This window comes from Acinetobacter endophylla (assembly GCF_053543775.1).
On the sequence record NZ_JBLVOM010000238.1, the window covers coordinates 1 to 20488 of the forward strand.

At 43.0% G+C, this 20488-nt stretch carries 20 protein-coding genes and 1 pseudogene; 13 read left to right on the forward strand and 8 right to left on the reverse strand.

Annotated features, from left to right (window positions below):
* Positions 1-542 (forward strand): annotated as a pseudogene (locus ACNPNW_RS09285) (hypothetical protein); the annotation flags it as partial.
* Between the two features lie 64 nt (positions 543-606).
* On the opposite strand, the gene ACNPNW_RS09290 reads toward ACNPNW_RS09285, so the two are convergent.
* Complete coding sequence (locus ACNPNW_RS09290; RefSeq protein WP_448766919.1) at positions 607-1371, reverse strand: glutathione S-transferase family protein; 765 nt, start codon at positions 1369-1371, stop codon at positions 607-609.
* Between the two features lie 294 nt (positions 1372-1665).
* Between ACNPNW_RS09290 and ychF the strand changes: the two genes are divergently transcribed.
* Complete coding sequence (gene ychF / locus ACNPNW_RS09295; RefSeq protein WP_004645523.1) at positions 1666-2757, forward strand: redox-regulated ATPase YchF; 1092 nt, start codon at positions 1666-1668, stop codon at positions 2755-2757.
* A 210-nt stretch (positions 2758-2967) separates the two neighbouring features.
* Positions 2968-3585: a superoxide dismutase gene (locus ACNPNW_RS09300; protein ID WP_213687448.1), complete on the forward strand. Its 618-nt coding sequence runs from the start codon at positions 2968-2970 to the stop codon at positions 3583-3585.
* Between the two features lie 190 nt (positions 3586-3775).
* Here the strand turns inward: ACNPNW_RS09300 and ACNPNW_RS09305 are convergent, their stop codons facing one another.
* Positions 3776-4273: a hypothetical protein gene (locus ACNPNW_RS09305; RefSeq protein ID WP_191112690.1), complete on the reverse strand. Its 498-nt coding sequence runs from the start codon at positions 4271-4273 to the stop codon at positions 3776-3778.
* 103 nt (positions 4274-4376) lie between these two features.
* Here ACNPNW_RS09305 and ACNPNW_RS09310 point away from each other — a divergent pair, with 103 nt between their 5' ends.
* From ACNPNW_RS09310 to dapC, 6 genes are all read left to right on the forward strand, one after another.
* Complete coding sequence (locus ACNPNW_RS09310) at positions 4377-5129, forward strand: AzlC family ABC transporter permease (protein ID WP_004278940.1); 753 nt, start codon at positions 4377-4379, stop codon at positions 5127-5129.
* The gene (gene ygaH / locus ACNPNW_RS09315; protein ID WP_004278941.1) at positions 5126-5473 is read left to right on the forward strand and encodes an L-valine transporter subunit YgaH; all 348 of its coding nucleotides are present in this window, start codon (positions 5126-5128) and stop codon (positions 5471-5473) included. Before ACNPNW_RS09310 ends, ygaH begins: the two co-directional genes overlap by 4 nt.
* A 93-nt stretch (positions 5474-5566) precedes the next feature.
* Complete coding sequence (locus ACNPNW_RS09320) at positions 5567-6211, forward strand: hypothetical protein (RefSeq protein WP_448766920.1); 645 nt, start codon at positions 5567-5569, stop codon at positions 6209-6211.
* Positions 6212-6326: 115 nt separating this feature from the next.
* Entirely contained in the window at positions 6327-7541 is a 1215-nt protein-coding gene (gene purT / locus ACNPNW_RS09325) for a formate-dependent phosphoribosylglycinamide formyltransferase (protein WP_448766921.1), read from the forward strand.
* Between the two features lie 26 nt (positions 7542-7567).
* Complete coding sequence (glnD, locus tag ACNPNW_RS09330) at positions 7568-10240, forward strand: [protein-PII] uridylyltransferase (RefSeq protein WP_448766922.1); 2673 nt, start codon at positions 7568-7570, stop codon at positions 10238-10240.
* Positions 10241-10257: 17 nt separating this feature from the next.
* Positions 10258-11427 carry a succinyldiaminopimelate transaminase gene (gene dapC / locus ACNPNW_RS09335; protein WP_448766923.1) on the forward strand — a complete coding sequence of 390 codons (1170 nt, stop codon included), beginning with the start codon at positions 10258-10260 and terminating at the stop codon, positions 11425-11427.
* Positions 11428-11528: 101 nt separating this feature from the next.
* Here dapC and ACNPNW_RS09340 read toward each other — a convergent pair whose 3' ends face one another.
* Both ACNPNW_RS09340 and msrB read right to left on the reverse strand, forming a co-directional pair.
* Complete coding sequence (locus tag ACNPNW_RS09340; protein WP_004278946.1) at positions 11529-12005, reverse strand: glutathione peroxidase; 477 nt, start codon at positions 12003-12005, stop codon at positions 11529-11531.
* Positions 12002-12421: a peptide-methionine (R)-S-oxide reductase MsrB gene (gene msrB / locus ACNPNW_RS09345; protein WP_004645533.1), complete on the reverse strand. Its 420-nt coding sequence runs from the start codon at positions 12419-12421 to the stop codon at positions 12002-12004. The genes ACNPNW_RS09340 and msrB overlap by 4 nt, the downstream gene beginning before the upstream one ends.
* Positions 12422-12649: 228 nt before the next feature.
* Here msrB and ACNPNW_RS09350 point away from each other — a divergent pair, with 228 nt between their 5' ends.
* On the forward strand, positions 12650-14080 hold the full coding sequence (locus ACNPNW_RS09350) for a pyridoxal phosphate-dependent aminotransferase (RefSeq protein WP_448766924.1): 1431 nt from the start codon (positions 12650-12652) through the stop codon (positions 14078-14080).
* Between the two features lie 212 nt (positions 14081-14292).
* Positions 14293-15504, forward strand: coding sequence for a YbfB/YjiJ family MFS transporter (locus ACNPNW_RS09355; RefSeq protein WP_448766925.1), 1212 nt, complete (start codon positions 14293-14295; stop codon positions 15502-15504).
* On the opposite strand, the gene ACNPNW_RS09360 is transcribed toward ACNPNW_RS09355, so the two are convergent.
* The 3 genes from ACNPNW_RS09360 to icd all read right to left on the reverse strand — a co-directional run bounded on the left by ACNPNW_RS09360 (position 15483) and on the right by icd (position 17868).
* Positions 15483-16040, reverse strand: a complete 558-nt coding sequence (locus ACNPNW_RS09360) for a M23 family metallopeptidase (RefSeq protein ID WP_448766926.1) — start codon at positions 16038-16040, stop codon at positions 15483-15485. The two genes, ACNPNW_RS09355 and ACNPNW_RS09360, sit on opposite strands and share 22 nt — an antisense overlap.
* A gap of 143 nt (positions 16041-16183) precedes the next feature.
* Positions 16184-16312 (reverse strand): hypothetical protein, encoded by a 129-nt coding sequence (locus ACNPNW_RS09365; protein ID WP_267460046.1) that lies wholly within the window; start codon positions 16310-16312, stop codon positions 16184-16186.
* Positions 16313-16611: 299 nt separating this feature from the next.
* Entirely contained in the window at positions 16612-17868 is a 1257-nt protein-coding gene (gene icd, locus ACNPNW_RS09370) for an NADP-dependent isocitrate dehydrogenase (protein ID WP_448766927.1), read from the reverse strand.
* A gap of 194 nt (positions 17869-18062) precedes the next feature.
* Here icd and ACNPNW_RS09375 point away from each other — a divergent pair, with 194 nt between their 5' ends.
* Positions 18063-18851 (forward strand): rRNA large subunit pseudouridine synthase E, encoded by a 789-nt coding sequence (locus tag ACNPNW_RS09375; RefSeq protein ID WP_004731551.1) that lies wholly within the window; start codon positions 18063-18065, stop codon positions 18849-18851.
* 118 nt (positions 18852-18969) lie between these two features.
* Positions 18970-19365 (forward strand): hydroxyisourate hydrolase, encoded by a 396-nt coding sequence (gene uraH / locus ACNPNW_RS09380; protein WP_253173563.1) that lies wholly within the window; start codon positions 18970-18972, stop codon positions 19363-19365.
* Between the two features lie 26 nt (positions 19366-19391).
* Here the strand turns inward: uraH and ACNPNW_RS09385 are convergent, their stop codons facing one another.
* Positions 19392-20438 (reverse strand): DUF2971 domain-containing protein, encoded by a 1047-nt coding sequence (locus ACNPNW_RS09385; RefSeq protein ID WP_249449791.1) that lies wholly within the window; start codon positions 20436-20438, stop codon positions 19392-19394.
* Between the last annotated feature and the right edge of the window lie 50 nt (positions 20439-20488).

Consider the following 20488-nt stretch of genomic DNA (forward strand, 5'->3'; position numbering starts at 1 on the left):
GTGTAGATATCGGTGCCATCGCAGGACTGGTCGGCAACCTGATTGGCGGTAATGCAGGCAGTGATTTTGATCTTGGTGCTATTACCGATTTAATTAGCGGCTTTGTAGGCGGAAATGCAACGGGTGGTTTTGATGTCGGTGGCTTCACTGACTTACTGAGCGGTCTAATCGCGAATGGTTCAAATGGCATAGACTTAGGTGGGTTATTGGGTAATCTGAATCTCGGTAGCGATCTGGATCTGGGTGGTATGATCGAAGGTATTTCCTCTGCTTCAAACGGCTTTGACTTAGGCAGTATTGCCGAAGGTGTTGGTCAGTTGGTGGGTAGTGGCTCTTCGATTGAATTGCCTGACCTCGGTGATCTTATGCAAGGTGTGGGCGCGACTGATTCCAATATTGATCTGTCTGCTCTCCTGCCTGGCATCAAAGATACGATTCAGAATATTGGCAGTGGCGGTTCTTCATCCGGATTTGATTTTGGTTCACTCCTCAATAATTTTACTAAAAATATTGATATCGACCAGACTAATCCTTGGGGTTAATCATAATCTCATCAAAAAAACGCGCTTCATGCGCGTTTTTTAATTCTTGGATTGGCATTTAAACTTATACACCACGCCAGTCTACCCGGGCATTACGTTCGGTTCGGTAAATACGGCAAATATATTCACCCAGTGGAAGCTCATTCAAATACTGCTGATAGTCGCGATATTCTTCGGACAAGGTTTCAAAATTTTCTTTTTCCCATGGCGTACCTGGAATCGCCAGAAGCGGTGCCAACATGGAACAGACTGCAATATCCGCCAGACCTAAACGATTTCCGACAAAATAATGCCCACCTTGGCTGACCAGCATCTGATTGAGCTGTTGTACCGCAACATCGATGTGTTGTTTAGATTCCGCCACGGTTTCCTCATTCAATGCATACCCCTTGGCCACCATCGCTTTCAATAAAGGTTTAGAAAATTTTTCAAACTGGCGCAGATAGCCCTGCTCACCAATTAGAATATCCAGAGATTCATGATCAGAAGTCAGTGCTTGAGAGAGCATCCAGCGACGGACATGACGACCCAATTCCAAAGTAATTTCATTAATTTCTAAAGCTTTATTTCGAAAATATCCTTCCGCGCGCAGTAAACGATGTTCTGGATAAGTATCATCCAGATACAGAGCAATCTGGGTGGAATCTGCGATCCATCGATCCTGATCACGCAAAATAGGCAGACGATTCTGACCTGTTTTCAGGCGGGCAAAAGCGCGGTGTACCCCGGGTATCAGATTGTGAGCAACATAGTACAGCTCTTTATGGTCCAGCATCCAACGTGCTTTTTCGCAAAAGTGAGATAAAGGAAACTGGTATAAAGTTCGCATGTATGCTCCATGTTTATCGTTATTGGATCAGGGCGTGTAGGCCGCTGTTTTATTCAGATACTTTAGTCACTCACTTTTAGAAAAACAATGTGATTTTTATTCAAAAGTAAAATACTGGCTGATTATTCCTTTATGGCTGGTGGACTCACGATACATCCTGGAAAGCTCAGCGAGTCATTTTAGGTCGCCAGAAGCATTTGATTGCAATAAACCACAAGCACATGACCTGACTTTAGTCATGCTTTCATGTAAAATCGGGGGCAATTTTTATATAACGCTTTTGTGAGTTATTTCATGGGTTTTAATTGCGGTATTGTCGGCTTGCCGAACGTTGGTAAATCTACACTTTTCAATGCCTTAACCAAAGCTGCTATTGCTGCAGAAAACTTCCCTTTCTGTACGATCGAACCAAACACCGGAATTGTACCTGTTCCTGATCCACGTTTAGACAAATTGACTGCAATTGTTAAACCGCAACGTGTTATTCCGACTTCTATGGAGTTTGTAGACATCGCAGGTCTGGTAGCAGGTGCTTCTAAGGGTGAAGGCTTGGGTAACCAGTTCCTGGCCAACATTCGTGAAACTGATGCAATTGCTCACGTTGTGCGTTGTTTTGAAGATGAAAACGTGATTCATGTGAATGGTCGTATTGATCCACTGGATGACATCGCTACGATTAATACCGAACTTGCGCTTGCAGACTTGGATGCTGTAGCCAAAGCGATTACGCGTTTGACTAAATCTGCTAAGGGTGGCGACAAAGAAGCGCTAGCTACTAAAGCAGTTCTGGAAAAAATCCAGCCTTTACTGGATGAAGGTAAACCGGCTCGCGCAGCGGACCTAGATGATGACGAACGCAAGCTGGTACGTGGCTTTGGTTTAATGACGCTTAAACCAACGATGTATATTGCCAACGTTGCTGAAGACGGTTTTGAAAACAACCCGCATTTAGATGCAGTCAGAAAATTAGCCGCTGAAGAAAATGCAATTGTGGTTCCACTTTGCAACCAGATTGAAGCTGAAATTTCATTGCTTGAAGATGAAGACCGTGCTGAATTCCTTGAAGCAATGGGCATGGAAGAACCGGGTTTAAACGTGGTCATTCGTGCAGGTTATTCACTGCTTGGCCTACAAACTTACTTCACCGCGGGTGTACAAGAAGTTCGTGCCTGGACCGTAAAAGTTGGCGCAACTGCACCACAGGCAGCAGGCGTGATTCATACCGACTTTGAAAAAGGCTTTATCCGTGCAGAATGTATCGCTTATGATGATTTCGTGCAGTACAACGGCGAAGCCGGTGCGAAAGAAGCAGGCAAATGGCGTCTAGAAGGTAAAACTTACATCGTTCAGGATGGCGATGTTTTACACTTCCGTTTTAACGTTTAAGTCATTGCTGTTAAAAAAAGCCCCTTCTTGGGGCTTTTTTATTGCTTATAAAAAGAGGATTCACACGTATAACAGGCTTTCTGGAAGCGCATAAGATCAACATATATTAACAATAATGATAACTATTCTCATATATGAATATTAAATTAGAGTGTACCTTAAATCTAATGAAAAATAACCTAACTCCATTCTCCCCAAGGAATCCTGCCAATGAGCTACACCTTGCCTGTACTGCCTTATGCTTATGATGCGCTAGAGCCTCATATCGATAGCAAGACTATGGAAATTCATCATAGCAAGCATCATCAAACTTATATCAATAATATCAATGCAGGAATCGCGGGTACAGAATGGGAAGATTTATCAGTCGAAGCCTTAATTAGCAAATTCAATGAAGTGCCCGAGCAACTCAGACAGAACGTGATCAACAATGCTGGTGGACATGCCAATCATTCCCTGTTCTGGACAGTGATGAGTCCAGACGGCGGTGGTCATCCCGAAGCTGAAATTGCCAAGGCAATCGAACATGAATTAGGAGGATTCGAGGCATTTAAAGAAGCGTTTACCCAAGCAGGGCTTAGCCGTTTTGGTAGTGGGTGGGCCTGGTTAAGTATGGCGCCAGATCAAACGCTTATTGTAGAAAGTAGCGCCAATCAGGATTCTCCACTGATGCATGGCAATATTCCCCTTTTAGGTCTGGATGTTTGGGAACATGCCTATTATTTACAATATCAAAACCGTCGTCCGGAATATATCTCAGCTTTTTTCAATGTCGTGAACTGGAAAGAAGTAAATCGTCGTTATCTGGAAGCGTTAAACGCACTTTAAATCTTTGAGGAGATCAGTCATGTCTACACGTATGCTGATTCAACGCATGATTGGCAGCACCCTGCTGATCTGCGGTGTCATGGTGCTTTTATTAGAACATGTGTGGATGCCCTATTTTTAAAGTTTATTTTGCTAAAAAAGCCAGTCTAAATGACTGGCTTTTTATAGGTACATTTAAATGGGCAAAGGTTTATTGCATATTGGCAATTGCAGTACCTTTTTGCTTAGGATCAGTATTTCCGAGTGCAGGATGGGCAATGGCATTCTGGCATTGCAGTTTATCCCGCTCATAATCCGCCTGTTTTTGTTGCAGACTATTACCATTTTCCATGGTCGTCCGCGCCCAGATTTCCAGACTGGTCAAGGCTTTACGACACAGGGCATATTTGCCTTCGGTTACCGAATCAGTCATTTTGACATTAATACGCCAGTCTGTACTCAATTTACGTGCTGGTTGACGTACCTGTGTTTCCAGCTGATCCACTTCTTTATTATAGACCAGAGGATCCACTTCATTGATCAGTTGCCATGCGGCATTGGCATAAGTCGTCGCATCATTAGTCAGTTTAGGTGCCGGTTTAATTTCTGGCTTATCAGTCGATTGACTGTCATTCCCACACGCTTGTAACAATATTACCGTGCCTATTAAAGCAGCAGTCAGCATCGTACGTGTCTTGAACATCCACATATCAGGCTCGCCAATTTAAACATTTCGGCACTATGCTATTAAATTCACGTAGAATACACAATCTTCATTTGACCCATCGTTCAACTCTCCTTCAAGGTGTGTCGTGTCTGAACCGAATCAACTCGCTACGCAACCTGCTGGCTTCTGGCAAGGTGCAAAAGATAGCCAAGCGATTATCTTCACTTATTTACCGGTGTCGTTTGCTTTTGGTGTGTCAGCTACTCAGTTTGGCTTTACCGCCTGGGAAGCACTGTTCCTGTCCTGTTCGATGTATGCAGGTGCCAGCCAGTTCCTGGTAGTTGCGCTCTTAGGCAGTGGTACATCTATCTGGATGACAGCATTGACCGTGATTGCCTTGGACATTCGTCATCTGCTCTATGGCCCTGCGTTACAAAATCTGATTCAAGACCGGCTCAATTTAAAAAAAACGGCAATCTGGTCTTGGGGTCTGACCGATGAAGTCTTTGCCTCCGGTATGATCAAACTCTCGCAACGGCGACAGGAATGGTCAGAATCCTGGATGCTGGGTTTAAGTCTGTTTAGCTGGATGTCTTGGGCGCTCGGATCTTTCCTCGGTGGATTGTTTGCTGATCAAGTCAGCAACTTGCCACAGTTCTTGCAGGCAGCGCTGGATTTCTTGTTACCTGCGCTGTTCCTGAGTTTCTTGTTGGCTGCCTTTGAGAAAAAACATACTTTTGTGGTAGCTGTCACGATTCTGGTGTCTGCGATTGCCTGTTATTTTATCGACCTGTCTGCCGCGATTTTTATCGGTATAAGTTCTGGTATTTTCGCAGGCCTGTTCAAGCACTATATTTTGAAACAGCCAGATCCTGAACACGCAGGAGATCAAGCATGAATCTAGAGATTATTCTGGTCGGGATTTTAGTCGGAATCGCCAATTTTGCCTCACGCTTTGGTCCTTTTTTTGTCATTCAGAAATTTCAGCAAGGTTCGCAAAAACGCGGAGCGTTGTGGCTAAAAATTGCCTTGGGTTCAATTGGCATCGCTGCGATCAGCTCCATGTTGGTAGTTGCTACCCTGCCACCTTTATTAGAAACGCCGAATAAAAGTTTTGCGATGCTGGTTGGCTTTATTGTGCTCACGGTTTTGTACTTTAAGTTTAAACGTATTGTGATGGCGACACTGACCGCAGCGCTCACCTATGGTCTGGTTTACACCTATGTTCCAGTACCCTTTTAAGCTTTAACTCGTTGATCAATCGAAACAAAGACTTATGCTAAACTCATAGTATAGGTCTTTTTTATATAACAATAAAAACAAGGAAGGATGCGCATGTTTGAGGTCAAACAGGTGATTGAAGGCAAAATCTTTATTCATCATCGGCGCGATGAAATGTTAACCGTATTCCATCGACATGAAGTGCCGGCACAATATTTTGAATGTTTTATCAATGCTCAAAATTTTACCGAACATTTTGTCGAAATACATGCTCAACCAGCAGATCAAGTTCGGGTGGTTTATATTAAAAAGAATAGCACCCATCAAATTATTGCTATGCTTAATCAGAGCCAATACGTGCTGCATCTTCATCCTTTGACATTGATTTTGGGTAAATGGAGCTTCAGACATCGTGTCCTGCCGAATACTCTAAAAATTTTTGCTGGTTTATTTGCGCTCCTTTTTATTCTTTTTTCAGCTACCGCCTTTTCAGCAGATCAGTTCCAGCTCACCACCATCTTGCGAGACTGCATTCAATTCACAGTTTTTGGGCTACTGTTATTTTTGCTGTGCTTGGTACTGCCTTTTGTATTGCCCTATGCGTATTTCCTGCATGTTCGTACATTACGTCTGTTAAAGATGCTAAATATCAATACTGAACAAGTTGCACAAATAGAAAAGCTCAAGTCTCAAAGCGAGATTTATCTTCTGCAAACGCAGTCTGACAGCGATGTGAAAATGACAGCGCCTCCTTATTAAAATCTAGAAAAACTTTATAAATAAAACTGTTGGTCAATATCACAATTTTGTATGAATCTTGGCTTAACTGTCGGCTCAGTTCTGCTATGCTAAAAGTCCATAAAATCAAGCATGGATGATCCACATGAGCGTGACTATTGGTACTCCCCTTCAATCTTCTGCCTATAAAGTTCTATTATTGGGTTCTGGTGAACTGGGCAAGGAAGTGGTGATTTCACTACAACGCCTTGGAGTCGAAGTTCATGCTGCTGACCGTTATGATCATGCCCCTGCCATGCAGGTTGCGCATTATTCCTATACCTTGAATATGGCAGATGCTGTAGAACTCAAACAACTCATCAATCAAATCCAGCCACATTTAATTGTTCCTGAAATTGAAGCGATTGCGACCGAAGTTCTGCTTGAAATAGAAGCCCAGAACATTGCTACAGTCATTCCTTCTGCTAAAGCCGTCAATCTGACCATGAACCGTGAAGGTATTCGTCGTCTGGCTGCGGAAGAACTCGGTCTGCCAACTTCAGCTTACCGTTTTGCCGACAGTTTAGAATCCTTCCGCGCGGCCTGTGACGATGTCGGCTATCCAAACTTTGTGAAACCGGTGATGTCATCTTCAGGCAAAGGTCAGTCTCGTGTTACCCGTTTTGATGAAGTCGATGCTGCCTGGGAATATGCGCAAACCGGTGGCCGGGTCAATCAGGGTACTGTGATTGTAGAATCACAAATTGACTTTGATTTTGAAATTACCTTATTGACTGTTCGTGCAAAAAATCCAGAAACCGGCGAAATCGAAACGTCTTATTGCGACCCGATCGGACATCGTCAGGACTCAGGTGATTATGTGGAAAGCTGGCAGCCTCAACCGATGACTCCAGCCGCGCTGGAAGAATCCAAGCGCATTGCCAACAAGGCCACTACAGCACTTGGTGGCTGCGGAATCTTTGGAGTGGAACTCTTTGTAAAAGGCGACAAAGTATGGTTTAGTGAGGTTTCCCCACGTCCACACGATACTGGACTGGTGACTTTAGCCTCCCAATTTCAAAGTGAATTTGAGCTGCATGCACGTGCTATTTTAGGCTTGCCGGTGAATACTGCACGACATAGTGTGGCTGCCAGTGCGGTAATTTATGCTGGAGTAGATGGCCGTAATCTTTCATTTTCTGGCCTGAATCTTGCTTTAGCAGACGGCAATACCGATTTGCGCCTGTTTGGCAAACCAGAAGGTTTTAAACGTCGTCGTATGGGCGTTGCCACGGCACGTGCAGAAACTATTGAACAGGCACGTGAACTGGCCCTCCAGGTCGCCAACCAAGTTAGCGTCAACCAAAACTAAGCTGAAATACCAACGGACGACTGTACATGATCAACACCCATCCACTGCTGAATTACGCTAAAAGCAACCATGACATTAAAGCCATCAATCAATGGCGCAGTGATGTCGAAAATCAGCTTCAGGAAAGTTTTGAAAATGGCCAGTCGATTCGGGATATTATTCTGGCGCGTTCCAACCTGATTGATGAAGCATTGCAGTTTCTCTGGCAGCATGCCGAACTGGATCAAACTGATTTGGCCCTGTTTGCAGTCGGAGGCTATGGCCGTCGTGAAATGCTGCCTTATTCTGATGTCGACATCATGATCTTGTCAGAAGACGAGATTAACCCGGAACAGGAACAACTGATTTCTACATTCATTTCATCGCTTTGGGACGTGGGGAATTTCAAACCCGGTATCAGTGTCCGCACCATCAATGAATGTGTCAATCAGGCCAGCAGTGATCTGACCGTCGCCACCACCCTGATCGAAGCCCGCCTGATTATTGGCAATGAAAACCTGTGTAGATGGCCACGTCGTATCGTGTCACGTACCTGGACTGACAAAACTTTTTTTGATGCCAAGATGGATGAGCAGCATAAACGCTATGCTCAGCACAACAATACCGAAAGCAATCTGGAACCGGATATTAAAAATGCGCCGGGTGGCATCCGTGATATCAACCAGATTGGCTGGATTGCCAAACGGCATTTCCGCGTCAATCGCATTTATGATCTGGTACATCTCGGTTTTATTTCAGAATTTGAACTCGGTGTGCTTGAGGAAGCCGAAAGTTTCCTCTGGGAAATCCGTCATCACCTGCACCGCCTGACCAAGCGCGATGAAAACCGCTTATTGTTCGATTATCAGCGTGATATTGCTGCCAAATTTGGCTATGTACGTGAAGAGGCGCATCATCCGAACTACCCAATTGAACAGTTCATGAAGCGCTATTATCGCAGTGCACAGCAAGTGTCTACGCTGAACGAAATGCTGCTGGCCTATTTTAATGAATCGGTCATTACGCCACGTTTACCGCAATATGAACGCCAGATCGAAGAAATCAACCAGAACTTTAAACTGGTCGATGGCAAACTGGCTGTGCAGCATCACAAGATTTTCTCGGAAAATCCAAACGCAATTCTGGAAATTTTCTATTTACTAGCCAATCGTCCTGAGATCGAAGGTATTCGTGCGCGTACTTTACGCCTGCTGACCCTGGCTGGAAAACGCATTGATCAGGATTTTCGTGATAATCCGGTGCATCAGGCGCTATTTATGGCGATTATCCGTTCACCGCATCGACTCTACGATACTATGGTCGCGATGAAGCGTTATGGTGTGCTTGGAAATTACATCCCGGCCTTTGGACAGATTCTGGGACTGATGCAATATGACCTGTTCCATATCTATACGGTCGATGCGCATACCTTATTGCTACTGCGGAACTTAAACCGCTTTAAAGAACCTGAATTTGCCAAGGAATTTCCAGTGGTCAGTTCAGTGTTTCAGCGTCTGACCCGTCGTGACATCGTCTATCTGGCAGCAATTTTCCATGATATTGCTAAAGGTCGTGGCGGTGACCACAGTGAACTCGGTGCCAGCGATGCGATTAAATTCTGCCGTAGCCATGGCTTTACTGAACGCGAAAGCAATCTGGTGGCTTGGCTGATCCAGAATCATCTGGTGATGTCTGTCACCGCCCAGAAAAAAGATATCTCCGATCCGGATGTGGTCAAAGAATTCGCCGAAAAAATGGGTGATATGGAACATCTGGATTATTTATACACCCTGACAGTTGCCGATATTAACGCCACCAATCCGAAGCTGTGGAATACCTGGCGCGCTTCGCTGATGCGTCAACTATATACTCAGGCACGTGACGTAATCCGTTCTGGTCTGGGCCGTCCGGTTGATTATCAAATGCTGATTGAAGATACTAAATTTGCAGCCAGTGAACTTCTGGTTCAGGACTTCTCACTGGATGAGGTAGAAAAAGTCTGGCAGGAACTTGGTGATGACTATTTCCTCAAAGAAACAGCAGATGAAATTGCCTGGCATACCCGTGCCATTTTACAACACGGCGATAATCCTGCCCCACTGGTGCTGATGCGGGCGCACCGTAAATATGCGCAGGATGCGGTACAGATCTTTATTTATACGCAGGATCAACCCAACCTGTTTGCCACCACCGTGGCTATTCTGGATCGTATGAATCTGGATGTACAAGACGCACGGATTATTACAGCGACTAAAGCCTTCAGTCTGGATACCTATGTAGTACTGGACCGTTTTGGTACCTTATTGACCGATCCGGAACGCGAAGCCACAGTGATTGAAGCTCTGAAAGATGCCTTGAGTCATTCTGATGAATATCCGGGCCTGATGCAGCGCCGGATTCCGCGTCAATTACGTCATTTCGATATTGAAAATACAGTCGATATTAGTATCAATCCTGCCTTGAATCAAAATATGGTCGAAATCGCTACTCTCGATCATCCTGGTTTACTTGCCAAAATCGGTGGTTTATTTATGATGCAAGGCCTGGATATCCACTCTGCCAAAATTGCTACACTTGGCGAACGTGCCGAAGACATATTTTTTGTTACCAAAAAAGATGGCAACCCTATGACACCTGAAGAATCTGCTGAATTTGCAGCTGCACTTAAAACTGCACTGGATGAAGCCTCTCATCAGGTTTGTAGTCAACACTCACATTAAAACGCGGTTACTTATTCATGAACTCTAGCTTGTCTCTACTGCACCCTTATCCGTTTGAAAAGTTAAATCAGCTTTTTGCGGATATCCAGCCTGCAAATATGCCCTTAATTCCCCTGTCGATTGGTGAACCAAAGCATCCTGCACCGGAGTTTGTGAAACAAGCGATTATTGATAACTTTAAACATTTATCGACCTATCCAAACAGTAAAGGCTTGCCTGAGCTACGCGAAAGTATTGCTCAATGGCTGACGCGCCGTTTTAAGCTAAATAGCATCAGTGCAGACAGCAATATCCTGCCTGTTTCTGGTACGCGTGAAGCGATTTTCTCGTTTGTACAGGCTTTGGTAAATCGTGAAGAGGCACCTTATGTGGTGATGCCGAATCCGTTTTATCAGATTTATGAAGGTGCAACACTGCTCGCAGGCGCCAAACCTTATTTCATCAACTGTACTGAGGAAAATAACTACCTTGGTGATTTTGATGCGGTTCCGGCGGAAGTCTGGGAAAAAACGGCATTGCTATTTGTCTGCACCCCGGGCAATCCAACAGGTGCAGTGCTATCCAAAGAACAGTTCAAAAAACTGATTGCCCTGTCGGATCAATACAACTTTGTGATTGCTTCAGACGAATGCTATTCGGAACTGTGGTTTGACCAAGCACCCGTAGGTTTACTGGAAGTTTGTGCTGAAATTGGCCGGGATGACTATAAAAACTGTATGGTGTTCCATTCACTGTCTAAGCGCTCTAACCTTCCGGGCATGCGTTCAGGTTTTGTTGCCGGTGATGCCAGCCTGTTAAAACCTTATTTGCAGTACCGTACTTACCACGGCGCAGCGATGCCGGTTCAGCACCAGTTAGCTTCAATTGCTGCCTGGGATGATGAAGCACATGTGGAAGAAAACCGGGTGCAATACCGTGCCAAGTTTGATTTATTCCAGAAAGAACTCGGTCATCTGCTGCCACTCAAAAAACCGGATGCAGGTTTCTATTACTGGTTAAAAGTCGACAATGATGAAGCCTTTGCCAAACATTTGATGGAAGAAGCACATATTAAAGTTCTTCCGGGTCGTTATTTATCCCGCGATACCGAACAAGGTAATCCGGGTGAAAATCATGTACGTCTGGCACTCGTAGCCGATCTGGCGCAATGTGAAGAGGTTATTCGACGTCTGAAAACCATCCTCTAAGTTTTAATCATGACTAAAAACCCACTTTAGATAAGTGGGTTTTTTAATTAACATTAGATGAGCTCTATTTTTATCACATACTGAGAAGATGACGCTGATTCTTACAAGACTTTGGCAATTTCATCTTCAAGATCTTCAGGCTTGGTGGTCGGAGCAAAACGGTTCAATACCTTGCCATCACGGCCAATCAGAAACTTGGTAAAATTCCATTTAATTCCATTGCCTAAAATACCTTTGGAATTGTTAGTCAAATAGCGAAAAATGGCGTGCGCTTCAGGGCCTTTGACATCCACCTTGGAAAACATCGGGAAAGATACCCCGTAATTCTTCTGGCAAAATTCACCAATCTGTTCATTGGAACCTGGATCTTGACCACCAAACTGATTGCATGGAAATCCCAAAATTTCCAGACCTTGATCTTTATATTTTTCGTAAAGTTTTTCTAATCCTGAAAATTGTGGGGTAAAACCACACTTACTCGCTGTATTGACGATCAAAAGTACCTTGCCTTCATAATCTGCAAGTGGCTTGCTTTTGCCATCTAACAATTCAGCTTCAAACTGATAAATGTTAGTCATGGATAGGTTTCCTCATCATTTTTTTCTTGTGTTTCTAAGTCCAAAGAAGCCGAGTTGACACAATAACGCAAACCGGTCGGTTCTGGGCCATCCGGGAAAACATGCCCTAAGTGTGCGTCACAATGATGACAAACAATCTCAGTTCTGACCATTCCGTGTGAAGTATCAGGTAATTCTTCTACCACTGAACTGCTGACAGGACGGTAGAAACTTGGCCAGCCACAGCCGCTGTCATACTTGGTCTCAGACGAGAACAGTGGCGTGCCGCAGCAACGGCATACATAGGTGCCATCTTGCTTGGTATTCCAGTATTTTCCAGTAAATGCCGGCTCGGTTCCCTTCTCGCGCGTAATGCGAAACTCCTCAGGTGATAACTCTCTTTGCCATTCCCGGTCTGATTTATTGAGTTTTCCCATGATCACATACCTTTTTATCTTGCTATTTAAAATAGGATAATCCTATATTTACGTGATTCATTTTAAAAATTCTAGTCTTTATTCAACATTTTACAAAAGACATATAATGCTCAAAAAAGCAAAAAGGAAGCAAATGTAAAAATAAAAGTAAGCAATTTTTACATTAAATGTTTTTTAGTGAGCAAATTTAATGGTATTCTTAGCTCTAAATTTGCTCAGGATTAAAAAATGTCGCAAAAAAAGAGCGTAATTTTTAAAAATCTGCTGCCTGTGATCAAACAATATCAGCAGCTTGGATTTACGCATGAAAAAATTGTTGCACTACTTCGAGATGAACATAATCTCGATCTAGTCACAACTGAGACATTTAAAAGTTATTTATATCGTTATGCAAAAGTGACCTCCACTCCTTCCGAGAACATCAAAATGCCGAACACTTTCCAAACCCCACGCGAGATCAAGAAATCATCTAAGCTCGAGCATGTGTGCTACGACATTCGCGGACCTGTGTTACGAGCGGCCATCGAGATGGAAGAAGCCGGTCACAAAATTATAAAATTAAATATTGGCAATCCTGCCCCATTCGGTTTTGAAGCGCCGCAGGAAATCATCAACGATGTGGCTTTAAACCTGCCGAATGCGATTGGCTATACGGATTCCAAAGGGATTTTCCCGGCGCGTAAGGCGATCTGTCAGTATTATCAGCAAAAAGGCATTCTGGATATGCACGTTAATGACGTCTATATCGGCAATGGTGTATCTGAACTGATTGTTATGGCCATGCAGGGTCTGCTGGATGATGACGATGAAATGCTGATTCCAATGCCAGATTATCCACTCTGGACTGCGGCAGTGAATCTATCTGGCGGTACAGCGATTCACTATAAATGTGATGAAGAAAATCACTGGTATCCAGATATTGCTGATATGGAAAGCAAAATCACGCCAAATACCCGTGGTATTGTGATTATTAACCCGAATAACCCGACCGGTTCGGTTTATCCACGTCATGTGTTGCAACAAATCGTCGACTTGGCCAAGAAATATGACCTGATTTTATTTGCTGATGAAATCTACGACAAAATTATTTACGATGGGATTGAGCATGTTGCGGTAGCAGCTCTGGCTGGCGATCAGCTATGTGTCTCATTTAACGGTTTATCTAAAGCCTATCGTATTGCTGGTTTCCGTTCCGGCTGGATGGCAATTACCGGCGATAAAGCACGTGCAGCAGATTATATCGAAGGTCTGGATATGCTGGCGTCGATGCGTCTGTGTGCCAACCATCAGGCACAATATGCGATTCAGACTGCACTGGGCGGTTATCAGTCGATTAATGACCTAATTCGCCCAGGTGGGCGTTTATATGAACAGCGCAATATTGCCTGGGAAATGCTGAACGAGATTCCAGGTGTATCTTGTGTCAAGCCTGAAGGTGCAATGTACTGTTTCCCGAAACTGGATCCGAATGTGTATCCAATTCAGGACGATGAAAAACTGATGCTGGATTTGTTACGTGCAGAGAAAGTACTTTTGGTACAAGGTACAGGCTTTAACTGGCCGACACCGGATCATTTCCGTGTAGTATTCCTGCCGGCTGAAAATGAACTGCGTGAAGCCATTACCCGTGTTGGCCGTTTCCTGGCCAAGATGCGTTAATTCTTGAAATAGACAATATAAAAAACCGCGTTGAGACGCGGTTTTTTATTTCTCTGAAAAAATTCAGGCTTTTGACTGATGAAATTTTAAAAATCATACCGGTTTCTTTGAGCAAATTTCTGCACTCAATGGTTTCTTCTCAGGCAATTTCCCCTCAATCATGAAGATTCATGTTATTTTTTAACCAAATATAAAATTCTATGAGTGCACGGATGTCCTCAAACACAATGAAGCTCAGCCTTTTTCTTTGTCTTAGTATGTGCTTGGGCATTGGCATTCTTCGTTTTTCTTATACTGCACTGTTACCTGGCACACGAGAAGCCTTTGGCTGGAGTACAGATTTTGCCAGCCTCTTGGGCAGTGCCAATTTGCTGGGTTATTTAATCGGTGCATTTACGGCCATGCGTCTGCCTCAAGACCGCAGCATGAGTACCTATATTCAAATTTCAGCCTTTGCCGGTATGCTCAGCCTGATGTGCTGTGCATTTTCTGGTTTTTCTGAAGTATGGTATATCGCTTGGCGGATTATTTCCGGGATCAGCGGTGGACTGATGATGATCTTATCGCCGAGTGTGGTTGCACAGTGCTGTGAACTTCAAGACCGTCTTAAAATCAACTTTATTGGTTTTAGCGGAATTGGACTAGGCGTTTTAATTGCGACCCTGTTTCTGCCTTATCTGGATCAAATTTCCATACAGACGGCCTGGCTAATCTTATGTGGTTTTGCTTTGCTTATCTGTATCGTTTTAAGTTTACTGATTCAGAAATTTAAGCCGTATTTGTCCGCACAAGCCCCTTCGGTTATCTCTACTCTATCTTTGAATAGCGTCTTTTATAGTTTATTGACGGTTTACGCCTGTAGTGCTTTCGCCTATATACCACATTCACTCTTCTGGATTGATTATTTAAGCCAGCAGTTGGGATTGAGCTTGTTCTGGATTAATTTCAACTGGATTCTGTATGGACTAGGTAGTGCTTTAGGCGCCTTGAGTGCTTATGCACTGGCCAGAAAATGGGGTAATTTTGCTGCCCTGAAAATTCTTTATAGTCTTTATATTATGGCTATTTTTATTGCGACTCTAGATGCCAGTCCATTGCTCACTTTTAACTCTTCCTTTTTCACTGGGATGCTAAATCCGGCTGTGGTCTTCCTGACCTCCTATACCATTTTGCAACTGTATGGACTGGCTTATAAAAAGCTCTGGAGTATTGCTACCTTGTGTTTTGCCTCGATTCAGCTGATCGGTGGACTCAGCTTTAGTGCGCTGCAATATTTTGGATTGAGCTATCATCAACAGTTCATACTGGCCACATTGGTTCTTTTATTAGGAACATTGCAATTGTTCTGGTGTACACGTCCTGCCAGACTCAAGCCTGAACAACAAACTCAGCCAGTGTCTACTCATGGAGAAGGAACTAAATAAGGATAAGGATTGGTTGCTCCTTGCCCACCCAGATAAATCCCATAATGTAAATGCGGTGGGGTATTTTTAGCATTGCCCGTATTACCCACATAAGCGATGACTTCACCTGCTTCGACCCAGTCGCCTTCCTGAATATCCGCTGCATAATCATCCAGATGTGCATAATAATGCTGACTCATATTGGGGCCAGTCACCCAGATAATTTTTCCACCCAGATTATTAGTGCCAATCATACGCACAATCCCTTGGGTCGCGCTAAATACTGGCGTACCACGTTTGGCAAAAATATCCGTCCCTTCGTGTTTACGACCTGCACTACGCGCTGCTCCCCAAGTATCATTAATTTGGCCAACTCTGACGCCTTCAACCGGAATCTGTAGCAGAGCTTCTAACTTGGTTCTCTGTAATTGCCAATATAGATAAGGGCTTTTCCAACCGGCTGCTTCACCTGAAGGCGGTGGCTGACAGGCAGTTAGTAAAAAACCTATAGATAACAGTAAACTTATAATCCGAAGAAATTTCACCAATATTCGCATTAAATTAAATAGATGACTTTTATCTTAATCACAACCGCCTAATTTAAAGTCACAATCCTGTTATTTTTAGTGATGATTTTATATTAGCCTTCAAATAACAAAACCCTCAAATGAGGGTTTTGTTATTTCAGGTGGATAGGAGATTATCTACGTTTTTTAGCACGAGATGGTTTCGATGGTTGTTGCTGTTGCTGTTGCTGCTCTTCATTCTGAGCATTGTCCTGCTTGTCTTTTTGTTGGACCTGCTTATGTCTCGCTTTAGCTTTAGCCATGATTTACTCCTTTGGAGAAACGTCTCTATATCACTGGAAGTTCCATTCATCACTGTAACGTTTATACAAAATAAGCCAATCGCTGAGCTGTATCCAAATACGTCAATGTAATACAGTCTTTACTAAGTCATTCAGCTTAGAACGAATCATTTCTAGGCTCATTACACTTCTTACATGATCTTGCAGCCTGATACTTATTTTAACGTTTAGCTCTTATCTGTTCAGACTTTGCCTGAAAATAAAACTATAAAAAAGCCCGCAATTACTGCGGGCTTTAACTCATAAATTGCATCGCAATTTTAGGCTTCCATATTAGCAATGATCGCTTCACCAAACTCAGAACAACGTAGCAAGGTCGCACCTGGCATCAAACGCTCGAAATCATAGGTCACCGTTTTTGCCGCAATCGCACCCGAAATCCCCTTGATGATCAGGTCGGCAGCTTCTGTCCATCCCATATCACGCAGCATCATTTCTGCTGACAGAATAATCGAACCTGGATTTACTTTATCTTGTCCAGCATATTTAGGTGCTGTACCGTGGGTTGCTTCATAGACTGCAATCGAACCACCAATATTGGCACCCGGTGCAATCCCGATCCCCCCAACTTCCGCAGCCAGCGCATCAGAAATATAGTCACCATTTAAGTTAAGTGTCGCAATCACAGAATAATCCGCCGGGCGCATCAAAATTTGCTGCAAGAAGGCATCGGCAATGACATCTTTAATAATAATGTCTTTGCCTGTTCTTGGATTTTTGATTTTAACCCACGGACCACCATCTAAAAGCTCACCGCCGAAACGTTCCAATGCGACCTCATAGCCCCACTCTTTAAATGCTCCTTCGGTGTATTTCATGATATTGCCTTTGTGCACCAAGGTCACACTCGGCTTGTCATTTTCGATGGCGAACTGAATCGCTTTACGCACCAGACGCTGGCTACCTTCTTTGGAGACAGGTTTGATTCCGATTCCACAATTGTCTTCAAAGCGGATGTTGGTTACACCCATTTCTTCTTTCAGAAACTTGATAACTTTTTTCGCTTCCGGAGAATCTGCTTTCCATTCAATACCGGCATAAATATCTTCTGAATTCTCACGGAAAATCACCATGTCGGTCAGTTCCGGATTATGTACTGGCGAAGGTACCCCTTCAAACCAGCGCACCGGACGTACACAGACATATAAATCCAGTTCCTGACGTAAAGCCACATTCAAGGAACGAATACCACCACCGACTGGCGTGGTCAGTGGACCTTTAATCGATATCACATAATCGCGCAGTGCTTCGAGAGTTTCTTCAGGCATATAGGTGCCGTAAATTTTGTCAGCTTTTTCACCGCAGTAGACTTCCATCCATTCGATGGAACGCTTCCCGGCGTATGCTTTTTGCACAGCAGCATCTACCACAGTTCGCATTGTTGGTGTAATATCTGCACCGATTCCATCCCCTTCGATAAATGGGATAATTGGATTATTTGGTACGTTGAGTGACAGGTCTGCATTAACGGTAATTTTGGTACCATCCACAGGTACTACGATTTTTTGATATCCCATTATTAGTATTCTCCCGGATGCCGCTGACAAATCTAAAATAATTGCCGATTAGGCAATACTTTCAACTGTTCTTAACGCATAATATTCTAATCCAGATTTGTTGTTTTTGAGATTTATACGGGAAATAACTAAATTTCCCTTTTAAATAAACCTCTACATTTTTTAAATTAATGTAATTATAGAAGTTATTTCCTATGAAAATCGTCATTCTAAACAAACCTTATGACGTCCTCTCCCAATTCCGTGCGGATGAAAAGCACCCAACCATGGCTGATTTTGTCAACGACAAAGATTTACGTCTTGCTGGCCGTTTGGACATGGACTCAGAAGGTCTGGTTTTCCTCACCGATCACGGTGGTCTCAACCAATATATCACCAATCCTGCCAATAAAAAGTTTAAAACTTATATGGTGCAAGTGGAAGGTGATGTGACCGAAGAAGCACTTGAACAGCTTCGTAAAGGCGTTGAACTGAAAGATGGCATGACGCTTCCTGCACGTGCTGAAAAAGTGTCTGAACCGGAATGGTTGTGGGAGCGTAATCCTCCTGTACGTTTCCGTGCCTCTGTTCCGACGTCTTGGGTTGAGATTTCAATCTGTGAAGGTCGTAACCGTCAGGTTCGTCGTATGACATCTGCTGTCGGCTTCCCTACACTGCGTTTGATCCGTACCAAAATTGGTGAGATTGATTTGGTTCGTATGGGATTGCAACCGGGTGAAACCAGAGAAATTGAACCATTACTTTATCCAGACTTCCAGAATGTTCCTGCGGAAGAACCATACCGTTCACGCTCTTATGTGAAAAAGCCGGGTGGTACGGGCGGTAAGCCAATGGTTCGCAAGAACAAAGATGGTTCTGTGAAAAAGTCTGGCACTAAACGTATCTGGCAAATGGATGAAAGTGAAAAGCCGCGTCGTAAGACCAATGGCACAACTCGTCCAAATACCAAAGCACCACGTGGTCGCGGCCGCGGTCGTGGCTAAGTTTGAATAGATTCAATCAAGCTCACTTCGGTGGGCTTTTTTTATTACATAACTTAAATATTTTTTTATTTTTCAATCTATTAGAATTAATTAAAGTATTCATTTTAATGTGAGTCTCATGAAAAAAATAATTTTCGCTTTAGCTGCGACGTCCCTCTCAACTTTTAGCTTTGCCAATCCGCTGAGTGTGCATGTACTTAATCAAGAAACTGGCCTACCCTCTGCTAATGTCACGGTCACCCTAGAAGCTCAACAAGGTGAGAAATGGGTCAAGCTCAATGAAGCCAAGACAGACAGTAATGGCCGTATTAAAGAATTTTATCCTAAAGACACCGCGTTACAAAAAGGCGTTTATAAAGTAACGTTTAAAACGGGTGATTGGTTTAAGGCCAATAATCAACGGACGTTCTTCCCTGAAGTACCGGTGGTTTTTGTGATTGATGGTGCTTTAGAGCACTACCATATTCCACTGCTGTTAAGTTCTTATGGGTATTCGACGTATCGGGGGAATTAAAATGTAGGGCATGTTTTCACAAAATTTTAACGAATATTCAAGAGGCTATATTTTTCATTGACTTCATCCAAAGTGAAATATCTTTTAATTTGGCGTAAATTATTCTTTTCATAAGAAAATCCTGCGAAGATAACAGGCTGATTTTTCTTAATCGATTCTTCCTTAGAGATATGGATACTATTTAGCTCATAAAAATATGGTTCTTTACTAATGATTTCTGCAACCTTATCAAAATAACCTCTTTCAACCCCTCGACCATAGTCATTATAGTCAATCAAATTCTTTGGAATTAGATGAACTTTGTCTTTGTATTTTTGAGAATTTTGATAAATATCTGCTATCTCATAACAATCAAACTCATAACTATCCTCTTTTAATTTCATTTGATAATACTTAATACCTCTTCCTTTCAATACTTCCATGACTTGCTGTTGGCATACTTTTGCATAAGAATCCGGCAATTTGTTATTGTTTTTTACGAGATCAATTTTTGATTTAGGCATCCTCATTCCGAAGTAGATTGCTTTCACTGCCCTATAATCATAGTTAAATCTACCAAAAGGTTCGATACAAATCCTGTACTCTTCTTCGTGTCGCCATTTTATAGATTTAGTCCCTGTTGTAACTCGCAATAATTTTTCCACAGCTGTCGCTCCATTTTTGAATACATGATCAAACTTCAATTCTGGTCTTTGTTCAGCATAATCAATCTCAAACGCAGCACTTATAGATCTCAGTTCATCAAGCTTTTCAAAATCATATTCAATACAGAATCCTGTATGCGAATCGGCATAATATGCCCAAAGCAATTCGTCCTTTTGAATTCGACTTAGAGAGTAAATCCCAACCTCCTTCCTAACTTTTTGACATAGTTGATCAAATTCTTTCCTAATATCAGAAGTCGAAAAACTAAATATATTATGAAACAGCTCAAATACTTTATGAATGTCTTTTTCACTGAATAGATTCTCAGATGGATCATTCAGCTGTGTCGAATGTGGAGCATAAAAATAATTGTTCTGTAAAGCTTCCAAATCACGTTTTGAACCATATCTATATTTATATAATTTCATTTTATCCAATAAAAACCCATACCTGAATATTGGTTTTACCTGCTTTTTCT